Source organism: Pseudomonas furukawaii, from assembly GCF_002355475.1.
Lineage (GTDB): Bacteria > Pseudomonadota > Gammaproteobacteria > Pseudomonadales > Pseudomonadaceae > Metapseudomonas > Metapseudomonas furukawaii.
In genome coordinates, this window is sequence record NZ_AP014862.1 from 2260089 (window position 1) to 2284168 (window position 24080).

Below are 24080 nucleotides of genomic sequence, written 5' to 3' on the forward strand. Positions count from 1 at the left end.
CTTGGGGCCGCACGGATTGGATTACCAGCGAACGCGCTGCTCGGCGATGCGCTCGCGGATCGACTGCATCCATTCTTCGCGTGTCTGGAACCCCGGACGGCGTCGGCACATGGCCTCCGTGCGCGCCAGGATTTCCTCGCTGCTCTGGTCCAGGTCCAGCGGCTCGCGGCAGGGCTGGTTGGTATAGAAGGGCGAGTCCACGTACATCTCGATCGGATTGCCCTCGGGGTCCTTGAAGTACATGGACCAGGCATTGCCATGGTCCACCTGATCGATGTTCTGGATGCCATTGGCCTTGGCGAAGGCGTAGTAGCTCTTCAGATCGTCCAGGGAATCGAGAAGGAACGACAACTGGTTGATGGGATTGAAGGGCAGGTCGGTGGGCTTGCCGTCGAACAGCACCAGTTGGTGGTGGACCTCGGGGTTCTGGGTCATGAAGAAGAGGCGGTGACCCGTGGAGGCCACGCCTTTGTCACTGACGATGAAGCCGAGCTTCTGGCAGTAGAACTCGACCATGTTGTCCAGGTCGGCACAGAAGGTGCCTGTGTGGGTGAAGTTGATTCGGGGAAGGGTGGCCATGAGAAAGATCCCGTTCTTGCGATAGTTGGGGGAAGTTCAGACTTCGTCGATGACAGGGTTCGAAAGCGTGCCGATCTGCGAGATCACCACCTCGAACACATCGCCCGGCTTGAGGAAGATCGGCGGCGTACGCTTGAAACCGATCCCGCTCGGGGTGCCGGTGGCGAGGATGTCGCCGGGGTTCCAGTCCAGCGCCTGCGAAACGTACGAAATCAGGTGGGGGATATCGAACGCCAGTTCGGACAGGCTGCCTTCCTGCATCTGCTCGCCGTTGAGGATTCCGCGAACCTGAAGCTCCCGATAGTCGGTGATTTCGTCTGCCGTCACCAACCATGGACCCAGCGCGCCGGTGCTGCGGAACGTCTTGCCCATGCCGTACTGATGGGTATGGAACTGCCAGTCACGAATGCTGGCGTCGTTGAAACAGGTATAGCCGGCGACATGCTCCATCGCGTCCTCCGGTGCGATATGGGAGCCGCCTTTGCCGATCACCACTGCCAGTTCGGCTTCGAAGTCGAATTCCTTGGAGACGGCGGGACGCACCAGCGGGGCATTGTGAGCCAGCAGCGTTTCCGCGAAGCGCTGGAAGATGACCGGGTAGTTGCCCACCTTGCGGCCCGCTTCCTCGGCGTGGGCCACGTAGTTGATGCCGACGCAGATGATCTTTCCGGGCGCCGGAATGACCGGGTCAAGGCGCACCTCATCCAGAGCATGATCGGCGGTGGCGTTGGCAGCCAGCAGCTTGGCCTGGGCCAGCTTTTCGGGATTGGCGATCAGCGCTGCCAGATCTGGCACGCCGGGCAGATGCCTGGCCAGATCCACAACCCGGTCCCCCACGACGGCGCCGAAGCTGGAGCGGCCGCTGTGCTGGTAAGAGATAAGTTTCATTGGGGTGTTCTCCTCGTTGTTTTTGTGCACAAAACGTAAGTTCTTGCACAATAAATCACAAGATGCATAATGTGAATGCCCATCACGAAAAAACTTTCCCGGCAGTACCAGCAGGAGAACGAGCATGTCTTTGGTGAAAGTCCGCAAGTACAAACTGGACGTGGAGGAGGTACTCCATGAGCGAGGTCCGCTGGCCACCCAACCGCTGCGCGTAGCCGTTGCAGTCGCGGTCGTCGAAAACCCCTACGCTGGACGCTATGAGGAAGACCTGCTGCCGTTCATGCAGGAGCTGCGCATGCTCGGCCGTGACCTCTCGGAGCGGTTGATCCAGGCGCTGGGTGGCAAGGAGATGGTCCAGGCCTATGGCAAGGCGGCCATCGTGGGTGAGGATGGAGAGCTGGAGCACGGTGCGGTCTGGCACGAAGCCGGTGGCTGGGCAATGCGTGAGGCCCTCGGCGAACCCAAGGCCATCGTGCCGTCCGCCAAGACGATCGGCGGCCCCGGGTGCCGTCTGATGCTACCGCTGGGGCATATCCAGGCGGCCTACGTGCGCAGCCACTTCGGTGTCGCCGAAATGACCCTCTGGGATGGTCCGCGACGTAACGAAATCGCGTTCGGCCTCGCGATGGCCACGGGGGGACGGATCCATGCGCGGCTCGGCGGCCTGGCGGCTGCCGACGTCAAAGGCGAGGATGGTCTTCGCTAGCGCGCCCCACGCATGAAACGACCCGCCTCGGTGAGCCACCGGGGTGAATCTGCACAACAAGAACAAGAGTTGGAGTTACCCATGACGAAGATGATGCGTGCTGCCCGTATGTACGAGTGTGGCAAACCCATGGAGCTGGAGAACCTCCCGGTTCCCTCCATCCGTCCAACCGAGGTGCTGGTGCGGGTCAAGGCCTGCGGTATCGTGCCGAACCTGCACAACATCCTGACCAACTGGACCACCTGGTTCCCCCATCTGCCCCTGCCGAAGCTTCCCGCCATCTTTGGCCTCGACCCGACTGGCGTGGTCGAAGAGGTGGGCGAACAGGTCTACGACTTCAAGCCCGGTGATCGCGTCTATGTGAATCCGGCCCGCCATTGCGGCTCCTGCCGAGCGTGTCGTGCCGGCAATACCACCGGCTGCAGCGCCTATACCTTCAATGGCTACTTCGGCTTTACCGCGCGCAGTCCGCAGATGTTCGAGCATTACCCCTATGGCGGGCTGTGCGAGTACATGCCCGCGCCCCAGTACAGCCTGGTGAAGCTGCCGGACAATATGAGTTTCGAAACCGCCGCGCGGCTGGGCTACCTGGGCACCGCGTATCGCGCGCTGAAGAAGGCGAACGTCGGTCCCGGCAGCACGGTGCTCATCAATGGCATCAGCGGCACGTTGGGCCTCGGCGCTGTCGCCCTGGCACTGGCCATGGGCGCGCGCAAGATCCTCGGCACCGCGCGTAACGAGGCGCTTTTCCAGCGGGTCAAGGATCTGGCTGCACCCGGTCGAATCGAGATCCACAACCTGGGCAATGGCTCGATCGCCCAATGGACGAAGGAGGTTACCCATGGCGAAGGGGTGGACGTTGTGATCGATGCCCTCGGTCCAGGCGCCACCTTCGAGCCGTTGGTCGATGCTCTGCGTTCGCTCCATCGTTCCGGCCACCTGGTGAACATCGGTGCCGTAGCTGGCGATGTGCCGCTCGACCTGCACTGGATCATGGACAACGACATCAATGTCAGCGGCTCGGCCTGGTTCACCACGGGGCAAGGCCAGGAAATGGCCGATATGGTGGAATCGGGGGTGCTCGACCTGTCGTTCTTCGAACACAACGTCTTCCCCCTGGAGCAGGTCAACCAGGCGATCAGCGGCATCGAGAACCGCAATGGCGGCTTCAGCAACTACGTCATCGCGCCTTGAGCCGGCGCCGGGCGGGGGCTGAATCCCGCCCGGCATTTCCATCCGATCCGCCTGAGTGGTGTCGAGTATGCAAGTGAGAAGAGTGGTGACCGGTCACGACGAGTCGGGCCGTTCGGTTTTCCTGTCGGATGGTCCGGCCCCCCGGCACAGGGATTTCCAGGACCTGCCGGGTCACGGTATGGCACAGCTCTGGTGCAGTGGTGAGGGGAGGGGGGAAGGTGATGATCCAACCTTGGTCCAGGCCTCGCTCATCCCCGGCCCTGGGGAAAATTCGCTGCTCATGGTCAGTTTCCCGCCGGACGCGGTAATGGCCGCGCCCATCGACCCCGAGCGTGCCCTGGACGAGATGATCGATGCACTGCCCGGGCTGTTTCAGTGCTTCGAGCCTGACCAGCCTGGCATGCACAGGACCCCGACTATCGACTACGGCATCGTGCTGGAGGGCGAGCTCTGGTTGGAGCTCGATGACGGTCAGGAGAAGGTGCTGCGCGCTGGCGACGTGATCATTCAGAACGCCACGCGACATGCCTGGCGCAACCGTTCGCAGCAGATCGCCAAGGCTGCCTTTTTCATGGTGGGGCGTCCCGCCGATTGATCCATTCCGGGCCTGGTCCTGCCACCTTTCCTGGTGGAAAGGGCAGGTCGTTCAGAGAACTTCAATGACTGACGTTGTGATCGTTGCTGCCGTCCGTACGCCTATCGGACGGTTCGGTGGAATGCTGTCTCAAGTACCGGCCACCGCACTGGGTTCGGTGGTTCTGCGTGCCCTGATGGATCGCACAGGCGTGCCGGCGGAGGACATCGATGAAGTCATCATGGGGCAGGTCCTGACGGCCGGTGCCGGGCAGAATCCGGCTCGTCAGAGCGCAGTGGCTGCCGGTCTGCCGTTCACGGTGCCGGCCTTCACTCTCAACAAGGTGTGCGGGTCGGGCCTCAAGGCGGTGCACCTGGCCATCCAGGCCATTCGAAGCGGAGATGCCGAAGTCATCCTGGCTGGCGGCCAGGAGAACATGAGCGCCGCTCCCTATCTGCTGGAGCGCGCGCGGCAAGGGTTGCGCATGGGTCATGGCGAGCTGCTGGACAGCATGATCCATGACGGATTGTGGGATGCCTTCAACGACTACCACATGGGCATGACTGCAGAGAACCTGGCCGAGCAGTATGGGATCACTCGCGAGCATCAGGATGCGTACGCGTTGTCGTCCCACCAGCGAGCCGCCAATGCGAGGCTCTCTGGCCGGTTCGAGGCGGAAATCGCCACGGTGGCAGTGTCCGATCGCAAAGGCGAGACCCGGGCGCTTGTGGAGGATGAGCCGCCCACCGTCGAGCCCACCCTGGAAGGCTTGAGCAGGCTCCGGCCCGCCTTCCAAAGAGATGGATCGGTCACTGCAGGAAATGCGTCATCGCTAAACGACGGCGCCGCCGCCGTTATGGTCATGAGTGCCGACCGAGCCCGCGCCTATGGCCTGCCCATACTGGCGACGGTCAGGGCCTTTGCGAGCGTTGGGGTCGAGCCGTCGGTGATGGGCATTGGGCCGGTGTTCGCGACTGATCTCTGCCTGCAGAAGGCGGGCTGGAGTCTGGATCAGCTCGATCTGATCGAAGCGAACGAGGCATTCGCGGTCCAGACCCTGGCGGTAGGCCGGGAGCTGGGGTGGGACACCGGCAAGGTCAATGTGAATGGCGGCGCCATTGCACTGGGCCATCCACTGGGGGCCTCGGGTTGCCGAATCCTCGTATCGCTGCTGCATGAAATGAACAGGCGAGACGCTCGGCGTGGACTCGCGACGCTGTGTGTTGGTGGCGGACAAGGTGTTGCACTTGCCCTGGAGCGAGGCTGAGGAGGCATGAGGATGAGAACGGTACAACTTTTGGGGCTTTCGGGAAGCTTGAGGGCCAGCTCGGTCCACGACGTGATTCTTCGGACGATTTCCGAAGAGCTGGTGCCGGTGGATACCCGACTGGTCGTCCATAGTCTTCACGAGATTCCGCTGTATAACGAGGACCTGGATGGCGACGGTGCCAAGGCGCCCGAGGCGGTCCGCCGGCTTCGCCAGGCAGTCCTGGAGGCGGATGGCCTGGTGATTGGATCTCCGGAGTACAACCATGGCATGTCGGGCGTTATGAAGAACGCACTTGATTGGCTGTCCCGCCCCCACGGCCAGTCGGTGCTCAAGGCCAAGCCCGTGCTCACTTTCACGGCCTCTCCTGCCTTCACTGGCGGAGTCCGCGCCCAGCAACAGCTCAACGAAACGCTCTGGGCTATCCCGGTGGAACTGGTCCGCTACCCCCAGATCGTAATTGGTGGCGTGGGCTCGAAGATTGCTCAGGGGCGGCTGGTGGATGACGCCGTGCGGCAGTTTCTGGAGAAGGGGTTGCTGGAGCTTCGAGCGATGATCCCTCAACTATAAACAGCGGACAGCGATAGCTGACGCAATGCATCCGAGTTGAAAAATATGAATAAGCCCTCCTCCGTGCGGGCCCTGGAAGACCTGGGGCGAGTGCGGCTATCGAAGAGTTTCTTCATGCGTGACTTCCTCTATTCGGAAATCAGCCAGATAGAGCGAATCCCCAACATTCCGGACTATCCGGATCGGGCCATTGAAGCCGGGCGCCAGCTTTGCGAGCGACTGCTGGAGCCGCTGCAGGACCGCTTCGGTCGACTGGTTATTCGTTCGGCCTACCGCGCACCGGCAGTCAACGCCAAAGGCGCCGAGAACAACAACCAGTACAGCTGTGCCGCCAACGAGAAGAATTACGCTTCGCACATCTGGGATTACCCCGATGCCGACGGCTACTTGGGCGCCACTGCCTGCATCGTGGTTCCGGCGTTGCTGCCCTGGTACGACCAAAAGGGCGACTGGACACCACTGGCCTGGTGGATTCACGACAATCTGCCCTACGCAAGTCAATTCTGGTTCCCCAAGCTGGCCGCATTCAATTTGCGCTGGAGTGGCAATCCCAGCACGTTGCCGAGCATTGGCACCTACGTCATCAACCCACACACGGGAGACCGGACGGCCCTGGTGAAGGGAGGCGTTGCTGCATTGAGCCTCGACCAGCGCAAACGCATTGTCGAGCCCTGGCTCATCAGTCTCGGCTGAGTCTGCACCGATAATTGACGCATACCTTGGCAGAGGCTCATTGGCTCAGCCTCCTCGTGCGCGTCATCGCCCAAACCCGCCTGAAAAGTTGACCTGTATGCACGCCCATTATTGGTGCGTCCAGCAGGGCGACCTGTCTTGCAGATGTGCCCGCTGGAAGTGGGCGGGGATGCAACCCCCGGTCACGGGTGACCGACCTGGCGGGCTGCACATCGACATCGGTTAGAGAGTGGGGCGATGGAGCTCGCCGCATATGCCGTTCAGGCTTGCAATCAGCGTGATATCTGGTCGAAAGGATGATCGTCTTTGGGTGCCACATTTGGAATCGGAGTGCGCGGGTGCCTGTCGCTGCTGTGTCTGCTCGGCGTCATCCTGTTCAAGGCGATTGAGCGCATCGAGTCCCGATTGCTGGGGTGGCATGCGTCGCATCGAAACATCACCTGACCAGGACGCCTCCAGCGAGAGCCGCGGCAGGCTTGAGGCCTATCCCGTCGGTCCGGGCTTGGCCGCAAGCGCTCCGATGCCAGCCTCGGTTCCTTTGCGCAGGACCGCCCCGAGGCACGCCGCTCAGCCCTAGAGTCGCTTCAGCTCCCAGGCCAGCAGCGCCCTGGCGTGGATGGCCAGCTCCTCCGGGTTTACCCTGCGCGGCGTGTGCGGGGGTTGGTCGTTGCTCAGTTCCAGTTGATCAGCGCCCGCCAGTTGCAGTCGCCGGATCATCAGGTGCCCGGCCCAACTGAGCAGGTAGACGCCGTCCCCGACGAAGGTGGTGATACCGCGGTCGACAATCACGGGTGCGCGGTCTTCGATCGTGCCTTCCATGCTCGACTCCCACTGGGTGACGACGGCCAGGTTCTCGGGGTGGGAGTAACGCAGGCCGAGGGCACGAAGGTAGGGCTCGCTCACTGACAGGCTGCGGACGGAGCCGGGGTGATGGTTGGGGGCTGTGCCGTCGCCGGCCAGGGCGTCGAGGTCCAGGTGTGGGATACGGATTTCCAGGGTTCCTGCCGCTTCATTCGGGAGGAGGGGAGCGTCGCCGTCGCGAACCTTGTAGAGGTTGGTTTCGAGGCTGGCGGCCACCGCCTGGGCGACCCGCTGTTTGGCCGCGCTGTTGAGGCTTTTGCCGGCATGCTTCTTGAGCATTTCCAGAATGACGGCGGCGGCTTCCTCGCGGGCTCGGGATTCGGCGGCCTTGCTGTAGCTGCTGATCGCAACGGCGTCGGTGGCGCGTCCTTCACCCGTGGCCAGCCAGGCGACATCGCACTCCAAGGCCCTGGCCAGCGCGACCAGATGTTTGCCGCCTGACTGATTGGCGCCACTGGTCCAGTGGCTCACCGAGCTCTTGGTGACGCCCACCATGTCGGCCAGTTCCGATGGGCCGAGGTTGAGCGCTTGCATGCGTGATTTGACGCGATCAGAAAAGTCCATGGTTGAGAATGCTAAACAGCTGATTGTTTAGATTCTTTGTGATGGTCGGTGTATTTTTCTAAACTTCTCGCGTCGTTCTCAGGTGCTCCGCTTCTGTGTGGCAGCACAGCCCCTTGGCTGGAACCGAGGAAACCGATCCATGCATGGAAAGCTCCCCCAATGGACCCGCGACATCACCCACGTCCTGGCCCAGCCGCCGGGTACGCCGCAGCTCCAGGCCCTGACGGATTGGCTGGGACGGCTGGGGTTGGTCGATCATTTCGTGCTGTTCGTCTACGAGGGGCGCTACCTGCCATTGCCGCTCTTCGACACGGTACCGCCGCACCTGCGGCCATTGTTCGTCGAGGAGTACCAGGCGGGGGCGTACAGGTTGGATCCGTTCTTCCTCGCCTGCGAAGGCGGCGAGGTGGAGGGGCTGCACAGTCTGCAGCGGCTGGCGCCCGCCGGCTTTGCCGGAAGCGAGTATGTGCAGGGCTATTACCGGCGGCTGGGGCTGGGCGAGGAACTGGGCTTCTTCACCCAACTGGAGGGGCGGGGCCGGGCCGTGTTGTCGTTGATGCGGCGGCGCGGCCGGGGCGACTACAGTCGCCGGCAGCGGCGCTTGTTGCGCAGTGCGGTGCCGGTGGTGGACGAGGTGGTGCGTTCGGCCTGGATGCGTCATCTGCGTCAGGAGCCGCAGGTGGCCTACGAGCTGGATCGGCGCGTGTGCGAGGCGATCGAGCGGTTCGGCGAAGGCTTGCTCAGTCCCCGCGAGAGGCAGGTGGCGCGGCTGGTGCTGAAGGGCTACGCCAGTAGCGCCATTGCCGAGTTGCTGGCCATCACCCCGGGTACGGTGAAGGTCCACCGCAAGAACCTCTACGACAAGCTGGGGATCGGCAGCCAGTCCGAATTGTTCGGCCTGTTCGTGCGGGGACTGCGGCGTGGCGCGGGGTCGTCGGGTACTCGCTGACCTGGCCGGGGACGGGGCCGGCGCCCCCTGTCGGGGTCGCCGGTTGCTCCGGAGGGTGGCGCGTGGCCGCTCAGCTTTCCAGTTCTTGCCTGGGTGGGTTGCGGGTCTTCCAGAGCGACAGCACCACGCCGCCGCCCAGCAGGCCGAGGGTGACGCTGAGGGAGATCACGGCCGGGATCTTGCCCACGATGTCGTGGAGGAAGATCTTGCCGCCGATGAACACCAGCACCAGGGCAAGGGCGTACTTCAGGTAGGCGAAGCGATGGATCATGGCCGCCAGGGCGAAGTACAGGGCGCGCAGGCCGAGGATGGCGAAGATGTTCGAGGTGTAGACGATGAAGGGGTCCTGGGTGATGGCGAAGATGGCGGGCACGCTGTCCACGGCGAACACCAGGTCGGCACACTCGATGAGGATCAGCGCCAGGAACAGCGGGGTGATCCAGAGCACGCTCCTGCCCGTCGCGTCCGGCTGGCGCACGAAGAAGCGCTGGCCGTGAAGGCGGTCGGTGATGCGCAGGTGGCTGCGCAGGTACTTCACGAAGCGGTTGTTCTCCAGGTCCGGTTCGTCGTCGATGCGGGTGAAGAGCATCTTCACGCCGGTCAGCAGCAGGAAGGCGCCGAACACGTAGAGGATCCAGCTGAACTCGCTGATCAGGGCGGCGCCCAGGCCGATCATGATGGCGCGCAGGACGATCACGCCCATGATTCCCCAGAACAGCACGCGGTGCTGGAACTCGCGGGGGATGGCCAGGAAGCTGAAGATCAGGGCGATGACGAAGACGTTGTCCATGGACAGCGACTTCTCGATCAGGAAGCCGGTGAGGTAGTCCATGCTGGCGTCGCCACCCTTCTGGAAGAACACCCAGATGGCGAACAACAGGCCCATGGAGATGTAGCCGGCGGAGAGCAGCAGGCTTTCCTTCACGCCGATTTCGCGGTTATCGCGGTGGAGTACGCCGAGGTCGAGGGCGAGCAGGGTGATGACCACGGCGAAGAAGGTCAGCCACAGCCAGGTTGCGGTGCCGAGCAGGTCGGCGAAGAGGAACGATTCAAGGGCAGTCATGAGCCCCTCCTTTCAGTCGTAGTTGTACCAACTATGACTCCGACATGGCGGCTACTGACCGTCAGAGGGGCCCGGCGTCACGGGGCGAGAGAATTCTGGAATCGCGCCCGCCGATCAAGGGGCGGATTTTTACAAAGTTTATCCGGTGGCCTGCGGCGGCGATCCAGCCGATTCCAGCAACTCGTCCAGGACCGGGAGATTGAAGTGGCGCTGCAGGGTGACGGCGAAGAACTGTTCGGTGACGCCGGGGATCTCTGCGTAGAGCGCCAGGGCGCCGCTGCGCAGCTCGTCCTGCACCACCACGCTGGGCAGGATCGCCAGGTCGCCGGAGTCCCGGGCCAGCAGGCGCAGCATGGCCATGTCGTCCACCTCGGCGCCGATGTTGGGAGTCAGGGCGTGGCTGTCGCAGAACAGCTGGAACTGGCTGCGGATGTCGCTGCTGCGTCCCGGCACGATCAGCCGGGACTGCTTCAGGTCGCGGTACAGGTCGAAGGGCGCCGCCGATGGCCGGGGCGGCCCCACCAGGCACACCGATTGCCGGTCCAGCAGGCGGCAGCGCCAGGAGCCGTGCAGGTCGGCGCTGACGCTGCGGTTGGTGAGGACGATGTCGAGCTTGTGCAGGGACAGGCGCTGCAGCAGCTCTTCCAGGCTGCCTGATTCCAGGGTGATGTGGATGTCCCGCCGGCCGAGGAAGGGGCGGAGCAGGTTCTCCTGGAAGTTCCTCGACAGGGTCGCCACGGCGCCGATGCGCAATCGCTGTCCGGCCAGCGTGCCGCCCTGCAGGGTCATCTGCAGTTCGTTGCCGAGGGCGAAGATGTTCTCCGCGTAGTCCAGCACCAGTTGCCCAGCTTCGGTGAGCAGCAGGTTGCGCCCGGAGCGGATGAACAGCTCGTGGCCGAGCTGGTCCTCCAGCGCGCGGATCTGTGTGGACAGCGCCGACTGGGCAACGTGCAGCGACTCGGCCGCGCGGGTCAGGTTGCCTTCCTTGGCGACGGCCCAGAAGTAGTGCAGATGGCGGAAGTTGAGGCGTCTCATGCGTCGTTCTGTTTTTGGTATGGGTTGGTTCTGATCAATCTATTTTAATTAATTGGTCGGCTCACGGAGACTTTTCGCATTCGATGATTGCGGAGGGTCGCCCCGATGTTTCCCCTTGCCGAGCCCTTGTGGCTTCTCCCCCTGTGCTACGGGGCCGCCTTGCTGGCCAACCTGTTCCCCTGGGCGCATGCGCGCCATTGGGCGCTGGCCCGCCTGGCCGGATACGGTGGCGCGCTGCTGGTGGTGGTCGCGCTGCTGCTGGCGCTGCTCGACGGCCGTGAAAACGACCGGCTGGGCCTAGTGATGGCGGCGCTGGTCAGCCTGCTGGGCCTGGTCATCCTCGACTACTCGGAGCGCTACCTGCGAGGTGAGCCGGGTCAGCGCCGCTTCATCCTCGCCTTGCTCGGTACCCTGGCCTCGGTGGCGACCGTGGTGAGTACCGGCAACCTCTACCTGCTGGTGGGGGCCTGGATCCTGTCGAGCCTGTGCCTGCACCCCTTGCTGACCTTCTACCGCGACCGGCCGGCGGCGGTGATCGTCGCCCACAAGAAGTTCATCGCCAGCCGCCTGGCCGATGCCTGCCTGATTGCCGCTGCGGCGCTGCTGATCCAGGCCGCCGGCAGCCACCATCTGCCGCTGATCGTCGAACGCCTGGCGTCCGCCGCATCGGCCGGCGGCGGGCTGGCCTGGCCGGTGGAGTTGGCGCTGGTACTGCTGGTGCTGGCAGTCATCCTCAAGTCCGCGCAGTTGCCGGTACACGGCTGGTTGATCCAGGTGATGGAGGCGCCCACGCCGGTTTCCGCCCTGTTGCACGCCGGGCTGGTCAACCTGGGGGGCTTCGTGTTGCTGCGTTTCGCGCCACTGTTGTCCCAGGCGCCGGTGGCGCAGACGTTGCTGGTGCTGGTGGGGGGGCTGACGGCGGTGCTGGCGGCGCTGGTGATGATGACCCGGGTGAGCATCAAGGTGCGCCTGGCCTGGTCCACCTGCGCGCAGATGGGTTTCATGCTGATGGAGTGTGGGCTCGGCCTCTACGAGTTGGCGCTGGTCCACCTCCTGGCGCACTCGCTCTACAAGGCCCACGCCTTCCTGACCGCCGGCGAGGTGGTGGGTCAGGTGAACCGCCACGCGCTCTATGTGCCGGAGCGAGCTCCGGGCCTGGGCCAGACGCTGTTGGCGCTGCCGCTCGCGGGCCTCTGGGTGCTGGCGCTGCATGGGCTCTGGACCTCGTTCCTGCCGCAGCACGCGCTGCCCGCCGCGGCGCTGGCGTTGCTGGCCGTGGGCCTGGCGCCCTGGTGCATCCGGCGTGCGTCCTGGGTTCACGGGGTGCTGGTGAGTGGCGTGTTGCTGGTGGCCTACCTGCTCTGGCACCTGGCCGCCGCGGGCCTGCTGGCGGGGACTCCGCGCCCGGGCCCCTATCAGGAAGCGCTCGCTGCGCTGGTGGTGATGTTGTTCATCGGCCTCTACCTGTTGCAGGCCTGGATCACCGGCCACCCCCATGGCGCGCTCGCTCGGCGCCTGCATCAAAGGGCCTTCGCCGGTTTCCACCTCGACGAGTACTTCACCCGACTGACCTTCCGCCTCTGGCCCGTGCGTGCCCAGTGAGCCCGGCCCTGCCCAAGGAGATGCCCCATGACCGCGCTGCAGCCTTACCCCAACCTTGAATGCGAGGCCGTGCTGGAGGCCGCCCGGAGCGCCTGCCAGCGCGTGGCACCGGCCTGGCCGCTGGATCGCTCGATCGCGGTCAACCCGCTGTGGGAGCGTCGCGGCCAACCCTGGTCGGTCGTGGCTGAGCAGCTGTGGCGACGCGGCGGCTGCCGCCTCACCCTGGAACCGGAGGATTACCGGCAAGCCTGGGCGGCGGGGCGAATCGCCGAGCGCCACCTGGCTGCGGCGCTGGCGGAGCGGGGCCTGGACCTTTCCCCCGCGCGCCTGGTGGCGCTGCTGGATGGCCCTGACGCGCCCGGCGGCCTGCCGCTGCTGGAGGACCAGGACGAGGACGCCGGCGGTCAGCCCCGCTGGCCCGAGCTGATCGTCAACCAGATCGGGCAGTTCTGCGCCGCCTGGTTCGACGAGGCCCAGGCTGACTGGCATCCGGATCGCCGGGCGAGCCTCTATGGCGCGTGGCGCGACAGCCTGGTCCATGACCGGGGGCTCGGCATCCTCTGCCGCCTGCCGGATCTGTCCGAGCGCATTCGCGAGCTGCCGGACGAGCCCGAGGCCGCATTGCTGCGTGCCACGGCGCAGCTGGGGCTGGCCGCCGAGATGCTGGAGGACTGGTTCGACGCGCTGTTGCTGCGCAGCCTGGGTTGGGCGTCCTGGTGTGCCTACCGGCGCTGGCAGGCGCGGATGGCCGGGGCGGATGACGAGACGCTGCTTCATCTGCTCGCCATCCGCGCGGCCTGGGAGTGCGTGGTGGACGATGGCCAGCGCGGCCCCGGCAGCCGCTGGAGTCGCTGGACCCAGGCCTGGCAGGGCGCGCGGGCGGCGGTGCCGTCCGAGGCCTGGCAGGCGCTGCAGTGCTGGCAGCGTGCGGACGAGCTGGCCTGGCAGGAACAGTTGTTCACGCGCCTGGCCCAGGGGGGAGCCAAGGTTGCCGACGGCCCCGCGCCGCTTGCCCGCCTGTACTTCTGCATCGATGTGCGTTCGGAGCGGTTGCGGCGCTGCCTGGAGCGGGTGCGCCCGGACATCGAAACCAGCGGCTTCGCCGGATTCTTCGGGCTGCCCATCGCCTACCAGCCCTTGGGGACCGACGCCGTCTGGCCGCAGTTGCCCGGCCTGCTGGCGCCTCAGCTGACGGTGGCGGACAGCTGTGGTGACCCCCAACGAGACCGGCGCCTGGTCCGCAGCCGTCGCCAACGGCTGGCCCGTGCCGATGGCTGGCGCCTGTTCCAGCGTCTGCCGGCGTCGGCTTTCAGCCTGGTGGAAAGCCTGGGCCTGGGGTACGCCGGGGCGCTGCTGGGCAAGCACTTCCGCCTGGCGCCGGCGGCGCCGGGGCCCCATCTGGCGGGCCTCTCCGCGCGCCAGGCGCGGGCGTTGAATCCCTCGCTCGACGCCCTGCCTGTCGAACAGCGGATCGACCTGGCCGCCCGGGTGCTGACGGTCATGGGGCTGACGCTGGACTTCCCACCCCTGGTGGTCTTGCTCGGGCATGGCAGCCAGAGCACCAACAATCCCCAGGCGGCGGGCCTGGACTGCGGCGCCTGCTGCGGCCGCAGCGGCGAGATCAATGCGCGGCTGCTGGCGGCCCTGCTGAACGAGCCTGAGGTGCGGCAGGGTCTGGGTGGACGGGGCATCGCCATCCCCGCGTCATGCCATTTCATCGCCGGCCTGCACAACACCCTCACCGATGAGGTCGAGCTGTTCGGACGCGAGCAGGTGCCGGCGCCGCTGGTGCCATCCCTGCAGGACCTGGAGCAGGCGTTGGCCGAGGCTGGCGCACGGGTGCGGTGCGAGCGGGCGCCGAGCCTGGGGCTGGCGCACCTGGCCGAGGCTCCCGAGGCGCTGCGGCGGGCCCTGCACAGGCGGGCTCGTGACTGGTCCGAGACGCGGCCCGAATGGGGATTGGCGAACAACGCCGCCTTCATCGCCGCGCCCCGGGCACGTACCCGTGGGCTCGACCTGGACGGGCGTGCCTTCCTGCATGATTACCAGTGGCGGCGCGATGGCGATGGACGCGTGCTGGAGCTGATCATGACCGCGCCCATGGTGGTGGCCCACTGGATCAACCTGCAGTACTTCGCCTCCACCACCGACAACCGCCATTTCGGCAGCGGCAACAAGGTGCTGCACAACGTGGTGGGCGGGCGCATCGGCGTGTTCGAGGGCAACGGTGGCGACCTGCGCATCGGCCTTGCCCAGCAGTCGGTCCACGACGGCCAGCGCTGGATGCACACGCCATTGCGGCTCGTGGTGGTGATCGAGGCGCCCAGGGCGATGATCGATGCCGTCATCGAACGATCCGCCGTGGTGCGCGACCTGGTGGACAACCAGTGGCTGCACCTGTTCCGCCTGGAGGGCGAGTCCGCACGGCTGGAGCGGCGCTCGGCAGCTGGCTGGCAGCCCCACGCAGACCCGGGCTGGCGCGGCTAGTCCTTGCGCTGGCGACCCTTGCCGGCAGCCCGATCCCGGGGAAGGTGAAGGTAGGACATGACGCTCTCGGTGAGCTCCGCGGCCAGGCGCACAGCCTCCTTGTTGCGGGTCATCACCGCCGCGACCAGGGCTTCGATGACCGCCAGGAGCGCAGCGTTGGAGCTGATCAGCACCGGGTGATCGGCGGGTGCGAAGAGCACCTGTTCGGACAATGGCACCAGCGGAGAGGCCGGCGAATCGGTGATGCTCAGGACCCGTGCGCCCCGCTCGTTGGCAAAGCGCGCCAGCTGAATGGTGTCCAGGGAGTAGCGCGGCAGTGAAATCGCCAGCAGCACATCTTCCTTGCGGATGGCGGCCAGGCGGTAGGCGGCGTTCTCGTTGCCCCCTTCCATGCTGATGGCGATCACGTCCGGGCAGTAGGGCATGAGGTTGGCGGCCGCCAGGCCGGCCATGTAGGCGCTGTTGCCGAAGCCCAGCACGTGGATGCGGCGGGCCTGGCACAGCGCGCCGACGAAGGACTCGAACGCCGCCGGGGCGTTGCCGCTGACGGTAGCGCTCAGATTGCCTTCCGCCGCCTGCAGCTGTTCGTGCAGCCCGAACCCGCCATCGGGGCGCTGGGCCATTTCCTGGCGAAGTTTGTCCACCGGCGACACCAGGTCCTGGAGGTTGCCCACCAGCGTGCTGCGCAAGGTACTGAAACCGCTGAGCTTGAGCGCCCGGGCCAGCCGGTTCACCGCCGCCGGCGAGGTGCCGGTTTCCTGGGCGAGCTCTTCGATGGTCAGCGTGGCGGCCTTGAGGGGGTGGCGCAGGATGAAGTCGGCCACCTTGCGCAGGGAGGGCGGCAGGTCCGGGGAGGCCGACGCCAGCTTGCGCATGATGGGGGAGGTATAGACGGATTGGTCACGCGGGGCTCGGCTCATGAGTCAGGTGGGTCCTTGGGCCAGGGGCGCCAGTGTATGGGTTGCCGGATGCATGTGCGAATCACCGTCAGCGCTGTGCAGGCGCGCGGTCCCGGCCGCTCGCGCGAGCCGGGCGTCAGGTTGGTTGCCGGGTGAAACGAAAATATTCAAAAATATATTTACATGAAAAATTATGAGTCATACAGTCGGCCTGCCGAAGGGGCACTGCAGCCCCTTTCAGAACACGAGCGGAAGCGGATGAGCATGCGGACGATTCCTGGCACCCCGATTGACATCAGCAGCCCACTGGGCCTGGTGCGACCCCGTTGCATTTCCCATTCGGCCACACCGCTGTGGCCGACTTGTCCGCTGGAGCGGTCACCGAGGGCCGAACCATGGAACTGACGCCGCTCGAATGCTTCGCCCTGAACAAGCTGCTGCATGACCAGAGCCATCCGGAACCTGGGTTTATCAGGGATCGGGCGCTGGTACGGGAGCGGGTGCAGACCGGCGCCGGTTTCTACGCGGTGATAGAGCTGGCAGAGCCCTGGAGTGGACTTGACCGAATCGTCGAGCGCGAGTGGCGCTTTCGCCTGAAAGACCGCAACGCGGGTGGCTACTTCGTGTGCTGGCCGGAAGGTGATCGGAGGCTGTGCCTGGAAGTGGTCCTTACCAGGCGGATGCTGGCAACTCACCTGGCGCCGGAGCTGCTGGTGTCACCGGCGAGGCGCGCCCCCCGGAAATCAGGTGCAACGCACTCAACCGCGGGTCGCTGCCCACATCGCGCCTCTGCCTGAGGAGGGCAGTCCGGCATTTTGGGCACCAGCCGTTCAGGAGTCATGCACCGATGCTGGCAAAGCGGCTAGCATTGCATTCCGTTCGTGTTCATCACGCCATTTCGAGCCAGAGTCCCCCTCATCATGGGCATGCCCTCCGATTCCGATGTTCCAACCGTCACGCCCTGCGCCCACTGCCGCGAAGGCGAATCCCTGGGGTTTGACTTCAGCATGGCGTTCCAGCCGATCGTCGACCTTCGCGACAACAGCCTCTTCGCCTACGAGGCCTTGGTCAGGACCGCGAAGGGAGGTGGCGCCGCCGAGGTGCTGGGGCGGGTCAATGAGGACAATCGCTATGCCTTCGATCAGGCCTGTCGGGTCAAGGCGGTGGAGCTGGCCTCGCGGCTGGCCATTCCCTGCCAGGTGAGCATCAACTTCCTCCCCAATGCGGTGTATTCCGCGGCGACCTGCATCCGGGCGACGCTGGAGGCGGCCCGGCGCTTCGGTTTCCCCACCAATCGCCTGATCTTCGAGATCACCGAGGGGGAGGAACTGGTGGACAAGGCTCACCTGAAAAGCATCATCGCCGAGTACCGCAAGCAGGGCTTCAAGACCGCCATCGATGACTTCGGTGCCGGTTACTCGGGGCTCAATCTCCTCGCGGAATTCCAGCCCGACCTGATCAAGCTGGACATGGCGCTGATCCGCAACATCGACCGGGACCCGGTGCGAGACGCCATCGTGCGCGGGATTCTGGGCGTGTGTCAGGCCCTGTCCATCGAGGTGATCGCCGAGGGGGTGGAAACGCCGGAAGAGCTGGCCTGCCTGCGTGGGCTGGGGGTGAACCTTTTCCAGGGTTATCTGTTCGCCCGTCCTGGCTTCGAGCAGTTGCCGCCGGTCAACTGGCCCGCCTGACGCCGGGACCGCCCCGGGCGGGGTGCCCCGGGCCCCGTTCGCTATAATCCCGCGGTACGCAACGAGAGAGGGCCAGCCCATGCCAACTCCGTCCCTGCAGGCCAAGAGGGCCTATTGCGCCAAGGTGCGGCGGTCCAATTACGTCGCCAGCCTGCGGCTGGAGGGGTTCGACGTGGCGCCGGAGGATGCCGGGCGCAAGCTGCCGTCCCGCGAGTCCGTCCTCGGCGCCTGCCGCGCGAGGCAAGGCTGATGGCCGGCATCTACGGAACCGGCCAGGACCCGTACTGCTACCCGGGGACTGCGGTGCTGCGCAATCGCCTGGCGCTGATGGACGAGGACCGGCTGAACGAGGCCGAGCGCAACCTCTCTGAAATCGCCGCCAGCGAGATCGAGTTCTCCCCGCCGCCCTATGATCTGCCCGCGCTCCGGCGCATCCACCGTCAGCTGTTCGCTGATCTCTACGACTGGGCGGGTGAACTGCGTACCCTGGACATCTCCCGGGGCGACACGCATTTCTGCGTCGAAAGCCGGGTGGAACCCGAGGCCAACAAGATCTTCGCCACCCTGGCACGCGCCGACTGGCTGGAGGGCCTGGCGCGCGATGAGCTGATCCGCGCCGCCGCCGAGTTCTACGGCGATCTGAACATGATCCACCCCTTCCGTGACGGCAACGGCCGCGCCCAGCGCATTCTCTTCGAGCACCTGATCATCAACGCCGGCTTCGAGATCAGTTGGTGGCCGGTGAACCAGGAGGAGTGGTTGCGGGCCAACATCGACGCGGTGTTCTGCGACTACGACGCCCTGATGCGCATTTTCGGGCGCTGCATCGGTCGTCCCATCGGCTGAAGCGCGGCATCGTCAGATCCATCCGCGAGCGCCGTCCTGGCCTCGTCCTTCACGCTGGCTCTAGGAAATCTCCTACCACCCGCCGCAGTGACACTACCCCCCGGGGGATAAACATCCGCGTGTGGCCGTTGATAGCGTGGAGGCCGCTCGTCGCCTATCGCCATCGAGCCGAATCGGCCAGCGAGCCCCGGTCCATCGTGTGGGTTCCGTTACGCGAGCGGGGCCCCTGGCCCATCCAGTACCCCAGGGCCATGGACCGCCAGGCGCTGACGCCGGGCTGGACCGCACCGGACAAGGAGTGACGGAGTCACCATGAAGCAGCCAACGTTGTACATCGATGGGCGCTGGGTCGCGCCGCAGGACGACAAGCGCATCAGCTGCATCGATCCCTCGTGCGGGGAGCGCTTCGCCAGCCTTTCCGCCGCCGGGGAGGCGGATGTGGGCCGGGCGGTGAACGCGGCCCGTGTCGCGTTCGAGGTGGACTGGGGGCGGACCACCGGCCGCCAGCGTGCCCTGTACCTGGAGGCGCTGGCCGACGACCTGGAGCAGCGCGTGAACGCCCTGGCGGTGCTGGAAGTGCGTGACAACGGCAAACCGCTGCCGGAGGCGCAGTGCGATGTAGCCGATGCCATCGGCTGCTTCCGTTTTTACGCCGGCCTGGCGCGGGAACTGGATGAGCGTCAGGACGAGCCCCTGGAAGTGGGGGATGCGCGCTTCAGCTGCCATATCCGCCATGAGCCGGTGGGCGTGGCGGGGCAGATCATTCCCTGGAACTACCCGCTGTTGATGGCCGCCTGGAAGCTGGCGCCGGCCCTGGCGGCAGGCGCCACCTGCGTACTCAAGCCCTCGGAACTCACCTCGCTCAGCGCCCTGGAGCTGGGCATGTCGGCGGACCGCATCGGCCTGCCCGCCGGGGTGCTGAACATAGTTCCGGGGTTTGGCTACGAGGCGGGGCATGCCCTGGCCCGGCACCCGGGCGTGGACAAGCTGGCCTTTACCGGCAGCGTGCCGACGGGGTCGAAGATCATGTCGGCGGCGGCGGCCGATATCCGCAACATCAGCCTGGAGCTGGGGGGCAAGTCCGCCTGCATCGTCTTCGACGACGCGGACCTGGATGCGGCGGTGGAGTGGATCATGCTGGGCATCTTCTACAACCAGGGGCAGGTGTGCAGCGCCACCTCGCGCTTGCTGGTGGAGGAACGCCTCGCGCCGCGCCTGCTGGACCGCCTGGTGGAAGCGGCCCGCGCCATTCGCATCGGCCCCGGGCTGGAGTCGGGCGTGCAACTGGGGCCCCTGGTGAGCGCCGCCCATCATCAGCGGGTCAGCAGCCTGATCGAGCTGGGCAAGCACGGCGCCGCTCTCCTGACCGGCGGCCAGCGCCCGGCGCACCTGCCAGTCGGCTATTTCATCGAGCCGACGATCTTCGACGAGCCGGATACCGGCAGCCTGCTCTGGCGCGAGGAGATCTTCGGCCCGGTGCTCTGCGTGAAGCGCTTCCGAACCGAGGCCGAAGCCCTGGAGCTGGCCAACCACAGTCTCTATGGACTGGCCGCCGCCGTGATGTCCGCCGACCTGGAGCGCGCCACCCGCGTGGCCAATGCCCTGCGCGCCGGCATCGTCTGGATCAACTGTTCGCAACCCACCTTCGTCGAGGCGCCCTGGGGCGGCCTGAAGCAGAGCGGCATTGGCCGCGAGCTCGGCCGCTGGGGGCTGGATAACTACCTGGAGGTGAAGCAGGTGACGCGCTACCACAGCTCCGAGCCCTGGGGCTGGTACACCCCATGAGCCGCGTGCATCTCCCGGCAACCCGGCTATTTCAAGGGGGGCGGGAGGCGACTCTGCGCCGCCATCACGACAGAGACGAGGTGTGGCAATGGAAGGCTCCATCATGCGCCGAGGCCTGAACGCCCGGCATATCCGCTTCATGGCCCTGGGTTCCGCCATCGGCACCGGCTTGTTCTACGGATCGGCGGCGGCCATCCAGCGGGCCGGTCCCTCGGTGCTGCTGGCCTATGTCATCGGTGGGCTGGCGGTCTACCTGGTGATGCGCGCCCTCGGCGAGATGGCGGTGCGCTCCCCGGTGGCGGGTTCCTTCGGCCACTACGCCAGCCAGTACCTGGGCCGCTATGCGGGGTTCCTCACCGGCTGGACCTACGCATTCTCCATGTTGATGGTCTGCCTGGCGGACGTGACCGCCTTTGGCGTCTACATGGGGCTGTGGTTTCCCGACACGCCCCGCTGGATCTGGGTGCTGGGCATCGTGCTGTTCATCGCCGGGCTCAACCTCTGCGCCGTGCGGGTGTTCGGCGAGCTGGAGTTCTGGCTGTCGCTGGTGAAGGTGGTGGCCATCGTCGCCATGATCGTCGCCGGATTCGGGGTGTTGCTGCTGGGCATTCCGCTGGGCGATGGCTCCTCCGGCGCGCCCGCGTTCGCCAACCTCTGGGCTCACGGCGGCTTCTTCCCCAATGGCCTGGAGGGCATGGTGGCGTCCTTCACCATCGTGATGTTCGCCTTCGGCGGCATCGAGGTGATCGGCCTGACGGCGGGGGAGGCGAAGGATCCTCGGCGGATGATCCCCAAGGCGATCAACTCGGTGCCGCTGCGCATCCTGCTCTTCTACGTGCTCACCCTGCTGGTGCTGATGGCCATCTACCCCTGGCCGCGCATCGGCAGCGAGGGCAGCCCCTTCGTGCAGTTGTTCAGCGGCCTCGGAATCGCCTCGGCGGCCAGCATCCTCAACCTGGTGGTGATCTCGGCAGCCATCTCCGCCATCAACAGCGACATCTTCAGCACCGGGCGCATGCTCTACGGCATGGCCGGGAACGGGCAGGCGCCGGCGGAATTCGCCCGGTTGTCCCGCCATGGCGTGCCCTGGCTGACGGTCCTGGTGATGGCCGCCACCCTGCTTGTGGGCGTGTTGCTGAACTACCTGCTGCCCGATGAGCTGTTCCTCACCTTCGCTTCCCTGGTCACCTTTTCGGTGGTCTGGGTGTGGCTGATGATCCTGCTGTCGCAAATCGCCATGCGCCGTGCGATGGTCCCCGAGGAGGTCCGCTCACTGGGCTTTCCGGTCCCCGCCTGGCCTCATGGACAGTACTTCGCCGTGGTGTTCATGGCCTTCATCTTCGTGGTGCTGGGGCTATTCCCCGACACCCGCAAGGCCCTCTATGCCGGCGGTTCCTGGCTGCTCATCCTCACGGCTGCCTACTGGCTGTGGGTGAGGCCCGATGCCGACGAACGCACCGAGCCGGAGCGGCCCTGAACCCGCCGCCTGCAGGAAGAAGGAGAATTTGCATGAGGCATCACACCCAAGGATTCGAACTCGCGCCTGAACTGATCGAGGATTTCCAGCGCGACGGCGCCGTCTGCATCCGCCAACTCTTCACGGACGAGGAGGTGGAGCTGCTGGAGCGGGGCATCGAGGAGAACCTCGCCAATCCCAGCGAGCGTGCCAAGGTCGCCAGCCGCGAGGACGACCCGGGCTGGTTCTTCGAGGATTTCTGCAATTGGCGGGAGAATGACCATTACCGCCGATTCATCTTCGAGAGCCGCGTGGGGGCGGTGGCAGCGCAACTGATGGGGTGCGACAACGCCCGGCTGTTCCACGATCACCTGCTGGTGAAGGAGCCCAATACCCGCCAGCCCACGCCCTGGCACCAGGACCAGCCCTACTACAACGTCGAGGGCCGGCAGAACTGCAGCATGTGGATGCCGGTGGACCCGGTGGCGCGTGAATCCACCCTGGAGTTCGTCGCCGGTTCCCACCAGGGGCCCTGGCTGATGCCCCGCAGCTTCCTCGACCATCAGGCCCGCTGGTTCCCCGAAGGCACCCTGGCCGATCTCCCCGACATCGAGGACGATCGCTCGCGCTGGAACATACTCGGCTGGGAACTGGAGCCGGGCGACGCGGTATTCTTCCACATGCTCACCCTCCACGCGTCTGGGGGCGTTGGCGGTGACCGCCGGCGCCGGGCCTTCTCCCTGCGCTTCCTGGGCGAAGACATGGTCCACGCGCCCAGACAATGGAAGACCTCTCCGGAATTTCCGGGCCTGGCGGACGAACTGCCGGCTGGGGCGCCCATGGCGCATCGGCTGTTTCCGCAGGTGTGGCCGAGGGGGTAAGGGCCTCGACCCCTTCACCCATGGATCGTCCTGGCTGCGCCAACCGCCCGAGGGCTCTTTTCATTTCCCATCTGCGGCGTATCGTGGAAAGCACGCTCCCCAAGGAGGTGCTGCCATGTTCCAGATCATGAGAAACGGCGAGAACCGCGTCGATATCAACCTGGCTGGAAAGCTGGATCGTGATGACATGCGCGCGGTGATCGCGCAGCTCACGCAACAGTCCGAGGGAATCTCCCACGGCCGGATGCTCTACCGGATCAACAGTTTCGAGATGCCGACCTTGGGCGCCGTGGCCGAGGAGTTTTCCCATCTTCCCGAGTTGTTCCGGCTGGTGAAGCGCTTCGACCGGATGGCGGTGGTGGCCGACAAGTCCTGGATTCGCAAGGTGAGTGAAGTGGAGGGGGCATTGATTCCCGGGCTGACGGTGAGGGCATTCGATCCTGACCATGAGTCCGAGGCACAGGAGTGGCTCTTCCGCTAGTGGCCCGATAGGCCCGTTCCCTCTGCTGCAGCCTTCACAGGGCGATCCTCGGATCGCCCTTTTTCATGCCCTGAATGACCGGGGCCGGCATTCCGGCGGTTCGTGATTCGGGCATGATGTGCGGCTTTCCCGGCAGAGCCCGGAAATTCGCCAAGACAGCAAGAAGGATGAGTGCGTGAAGCAAGGCAACGAGCCGTCGGCAGCAGATGCATCGGCCCTGTTCATCGGCTGGGACGTCGGCGGCTGGAACTGCGACAAGAACCCCGCCAGTCGCGACGCCCTGGTGGTGCTGGATGCCGGGCGGCGGATGCTGGGCACGCCCTGGCGCGGCAACCTGCGGCGGCCCATCAACCAGGCGGCGGATACCGCAGGTTTCGTTGCCCGCCTGCTGGCGCTGTGCGGCCTCGAGGCGGAGGACTTCGCGGGGCTGCCGGTGGTACTGGCCATCGACACGCCTTTGGCGTTTTCCAGCGCCTTCGTGCAGCTGCTGGTGGAGGGCAGGGCGGTTGAGGGCATCGAGGGCTCGGCCAGCAACCCCTATCTGTTTCGTCGGACCGAACGCTTCCTCTTCGAGCGGGGGATCACGCCGCTCTCGGCGGTGAAGGACATGATCGGCAGCCAGGCCACCAAAGGCATGCATGTATTGGCGCGTTTCGCGCCGACCCTCGAGCGCTGCGGCGTCTGGACCGACGGAAGCCGGCTGCGGGCGATCGAGGCCTATCCGTCGGCTTGTCGGAAGTCGGCCAGCGTGACGACCCTGCAGCGAGACTACCTGGACGACCCGTCGCTGTCCCATGCCGATCTGCGGGATGCGCTGACCTGCGCCTTGCTCGCCTGGCTGTTCCACTGCCAGCCGGAAGCCCTGGCGCACCCGGCTCAGGATGTGCCCGAGCGGGAAGGCTGGATCTTCGTGCCGGCGGACGCCCTGTCCTGATCGAATCGGCTGGTTGGCGGCAGCGCAACCACGACGCACCTTGTCGCGAAATGCTGGCAAACTTCGCCATCGGTT

At 65.6% G+C, this 24080-nt stretch carries 24 protein-coding genes; 18 read left to right on the forward strand and 6 right to left on the reverse strand.

The genetic code is table 11. The annotated features are described in order from the left end of the window. Positions 1 to 21: 21 nt before the first annotated feature. Together KF707C_RS10530 and KF707C_RS10535 are read right to left on the reverse strand one after the other, a co-directional pair. Positions 22 to 579: a VOC family protein gene (locus KF707C_RS10530; RefSeq protein WP_004422620.1), complete on the reverse strand. Its 558-nt coding sequence runs from the start codon at positions 577 to 579 to the stop codon at positions 22 to 24. Positions 580 to 615: 36 nt separating this feature from the next. After that, positions 616 to 1593, reverse strand: a complete 978-nt coding sequence (locus KF707C_RS10535) for a fumarylacetoacetate hydrolase family protein (RefSeq protein ID WP_231992307.1) — start codon at positions 1591 to 1593, stop codon at positions 616 to 618. Between KF707C_RS10535 and KF707C_RS10540 the strand changes: the two genes are divergently transcribed. The 6 genes from KF707C_RS10540 (at position 1592) to KF707C_RS10565 (ending at position 6471) form a co-directional block, all read left to right on the forward strand. Then, on the forward strand, positions 1592 to 2173 hold the full coding sequence (locus KF707C_RS10540) for an amino acid synthesis family protein (RefSeq protein WP_004422624.1): 582 nt from the start codon (positions 1592 to 1594) through the stop codon (positions 2171 to 2173). The two genes, KF707C_RS10535 and KF707C_RS10540, sit on opposite strands and share 2 nt — an antisense overlap. A gap of 81 nt (positions 2174 to 2254) precedes the next feature. Continuing rightward, positions 2255 to 3367 carry an alcohol dehydrogenase catalytic domain-containing protein gene (locus tag KF707C_RS10545; RefSeq protein WP_004422625.1) on the forward strand — a complete coding sequence of 371 codons (1113 nt, stop codon included), beginning with the start codon at positions 2255 to 2257 and terminating at the stop codon, positions 3365 to 3367. Between the two features lie 85 nt (positions 3368 to 3452). Beyond that, complete coding sequence (locus KF707C_RS10550; protein ID WP_331251406.1) at positions 3453 to 3962, forward strand: cupin domain-containing protein; 510 nt, start codon at positions 3453 to 3455, stop codon at positions 3960 to 3962. Between the two features lie 64 nt (positions 3963 to 4026). Continuing rightward, the gene (locus tag KF707C_RS10555) at positions 4027 to 5208 is read left to right on the forward strand and encodes an acetyl-CoA C-acetyltransferase (protein WP_036994215.1); all 1182 of its coding nucleotides are present in this window, start codon (positions 4027 to 4029) and stop codon (positions 5206 to 5208) included. A 12-nt stretch (positions 5209 to 5220) separates the two neighbouring features. Further along, positions 5221 to 5778 (forward strand): NADPH-dependent FMN reductase, encoded by a 558-nt coding sequence (locus KF707C_RS10560; RefSeq protein ID WP_197704978.1) that lies wholly within the window; start codon positions 5221 to 5223, stop codon positions 5776 to 5778. A 45-nt stretch (positions 5779 to 5823) separates the two neighbouring features. Then, on the forward strand, positions 5824 to 6471 hold the full coding sequence (locus KF707C_RS10565; RefSeq protein WP_036994219.1) for a peptidase M15: 648 nt from the start codon (positions 5824 to 5826) through the stop codon (positions 6469 to 6471). 573 nt (positions 6472 to 7044) lie between these two features. Here KF707C_RS10565 and KF707C_RS10570 read toward each other — a convergent pair. Further along, positions 7045 to 7896: a S24 family peptidase gene (locus KF707C_RS10570; protein ID WP_100244223.1), complete on the reverse strand. Its 852-nt coding sequence runs from the start codon at positions 7894 to 7896 to the stop codon at positions 7045 to 7047. Between the two features lie 139 nt (positions 7897 to 8035). Between KF707C_RS10570 and KF707C_RS10575 the strand changes: the two genes are divergently transcribed. Further along, positions 8036 to 8845: a helix-turn-helix transcriptional regulator gene (locus tag KF707C_RS10575; RefSeq protein ID WP_004422633.1), complete on the forward strand. Its 810-nt coding sequence runs from the start codon at positions 8036 to 8038 to the stop codon at positions 8843 to 8845. 70 nt (positions 8846 to 8915) lie between these two features. Here KF707C_RS10575 and KF707C_RS10580 read toward each other — a convergent pair whose 3' ends face one another. Together KF707C_RS10580 and KF707C_RS10585 are read right to left on the reverse strand one after the other, a co-directional pair. After that, the gene (locus tag KF707C_RS10580) at positions 8916 to 9908 is read right to left on the reverse strand and encodes a TerC family protein (RefSeq protein ID WP_004422635.1); all 993 of its coding nucleotides are present in this window, start codon (positions 9906 to 9908) and stop codon (positions 8916 to 8918) included. Between the two features lie 138 nt (positions 9909 to 10046). Next, on the reverse strand, positions 10047 to 10943 hold the full coding sequence (locus KF707C_RS10585; RefSeq protein WP_004422637.1) for a LysR family transcriptional regulator: 897 nt from the start codon (positions 10941 to 10943) through the stop codon (positions 10047 to 10049). Positions 10944 to 11048: 105 nt separating this feature from the next. Here KF707C_RS10585 and KF707C_RS10590 point away from each other — a divergent pair, with 105 nt between their 5' ends. Both KF707C_RS10590 and KF707C_RS10595 read left to right on the forward strand, forming a co-directional pair. Then, positions 11049 to 12545 (forward strand): NADH-quinone oxidoreductase subunit L, encoded by a 1497-nt coding sequence (locus tag KF707C_RS10590; protein WP_004422640.1) that lies wholly within the window; start codon positions 11049 to 11051, stop codon positions 12543 to 12545. A gap of 27 nt (positions 12546 to 12572) precedes the next feature. Continuing rightward, positions 12573 to 15032 (forward strand): YbcC family protein, encoded by a 2460-nt coding sequence (locus KF707C_RS10595; protein WP_004422642.1) that lies wholly within the window; start codon positions 12573 to 12575, stop codon positions 15030 to 15032. On the opposite strand, the gene KF707C_RS10600 is transcribed toward KF707C_RS10595, so the two are convergent. Next, on the reverse strand, positions 15029 to 15952 hold the full coding sequence (locus KF707C_RS10600; RefSeq protein ID WP_004422645.1) for a MurR/RpiR family transcriptional regulator: 924 nt from the start codon (positions 15950 to 15952) through the stop codon (positions 15029 to 15031). The two genes, KF707C_RS10595 and KF707C_RS10600, sit on opposite strands and share 4 nt — an antisense overlap. A 374-nt stretch (positions 15953 to 16326) precedes the next feature. On the opposite strand from KF707C_RS10600, the gene KF707C_RS10605 reads away from it, so the two are divergent. The 9 genes from KF707C_RS10605 (at position 16327) to KF707C_RS10645 (ending at position 24005) form a co-directional block, all read left to right on the forward strand. Beyond that, the gene (locus KF707C_RS10605; RefSeq protein ID WP_051050796.1) at positions 16327 to 16728 is read left to right on the forward strand and encodes a hypothetical protein; all 402 of its coding nucleotides are present in this window, start codon (positions 16327 to 16329) and stop codon (positions 16726 to 16728) included. Positions 16729 to 16851: 123 nt separating this feature from the next. Further along, positions 16852 to 17622 (forward strand): EAL domain-containing protein, encoded by a 771-nt coding sequence (locus tag KF707C_RS10610; RefSeq protein ID WP_004422646.1) that lies wholly within the window; start codon positions 16852 to 16854, stop codon positions 17620 to 17622. A 79-nt stretch (positions 17623 to 17701) separates the two neighbouring features. Further along, the gene (locus tag KF707C_RS10615; RefSeq protein WP_004422647.1) at positions 17702 to 17872 is read left to right on the forward strand and encodes a YhfG family protein; all 171 of its coding nucleotides are present in this window, start codon (positions 17702 to 17704) and stop codon (positions 17870 to 17872) included. Further along, entirely contained in the window at positions 17872 to 18468 is a 597-nt protein-coding gene (locus tag KF707C_RS10620) for a putative adenosine monophosphate-protein transferase Fic (protein ID WP_004422648.1), read from the forward strand. Before KF707C_RS10615 ends, KF707C_RS10620 begins: the two co-directional genes overlap by 1 nt. Before the next feature lie 312 nt (positions 18469 to 18780). After that, positions 18781 to 20253, forward strand: coding sequence for an aldehyde dehydrogenase family protein (locus KF707C_RS10625; protein WP_004422650.1), 1473 nt, complete (start codon positions 18781 to 18783; stop codon positions 20251 to 20253). Positions 20254 to 20356: 103 nt separating this feature from the next. Then, positions 20357 to 21730 (forward strand): amino acid permease, encoded by a 1374-nt coding sequence (locus tag KF707C_RS10630; RefSeq protein WP_231992308.1) that lies wholly within the window; start codon positions 20357 to 20359, stop codon positions 21728 to 21730. A 32-nt stretch (positions 21731 to 21762) separates the two neighbouring features. Then, positions 21763 to 22590 carry a phytanoyl-CoA dioxygenase family protein gene (locus KF707C_RS10635; RefSeq protein ID WP_004422653.1) on the forward strand — a complete coding sequence of 276 codons (828 nt, stop codon included), beginning with the start codon at positions 21763 to 21765 and terminating at the stop codon, positions 22588 to 22590. A 115-nt stretch (positions 22591 to 22705) separates the two neighbouring features. Beyond that, positions 22706 to 23071 carry a SpoIIAA family protein gene (locus KF707C_RS10640; protein WP_004422655.1) on the forward strand — a complete coding sequence of 122 codons (366 nt, stop codon included), beginning with the start codon at positions 22706 to 22708 and terminating at the stop codon, positions 23069 to 23071. Between the two features lie 175 nt (positions 23072 to 23246). Continuing rightward, a complete protein-coding gene (locus KF707C_RS10645) occupies positions 23247 to 24005 on the forward strand; it encodes a hypothetical protein (RefSeq protein WP_004422656.1) in 759 nt (252 codons plus the stop codon). Positions 24006 to 24080 lie beyond the last annotated feature (75 nt).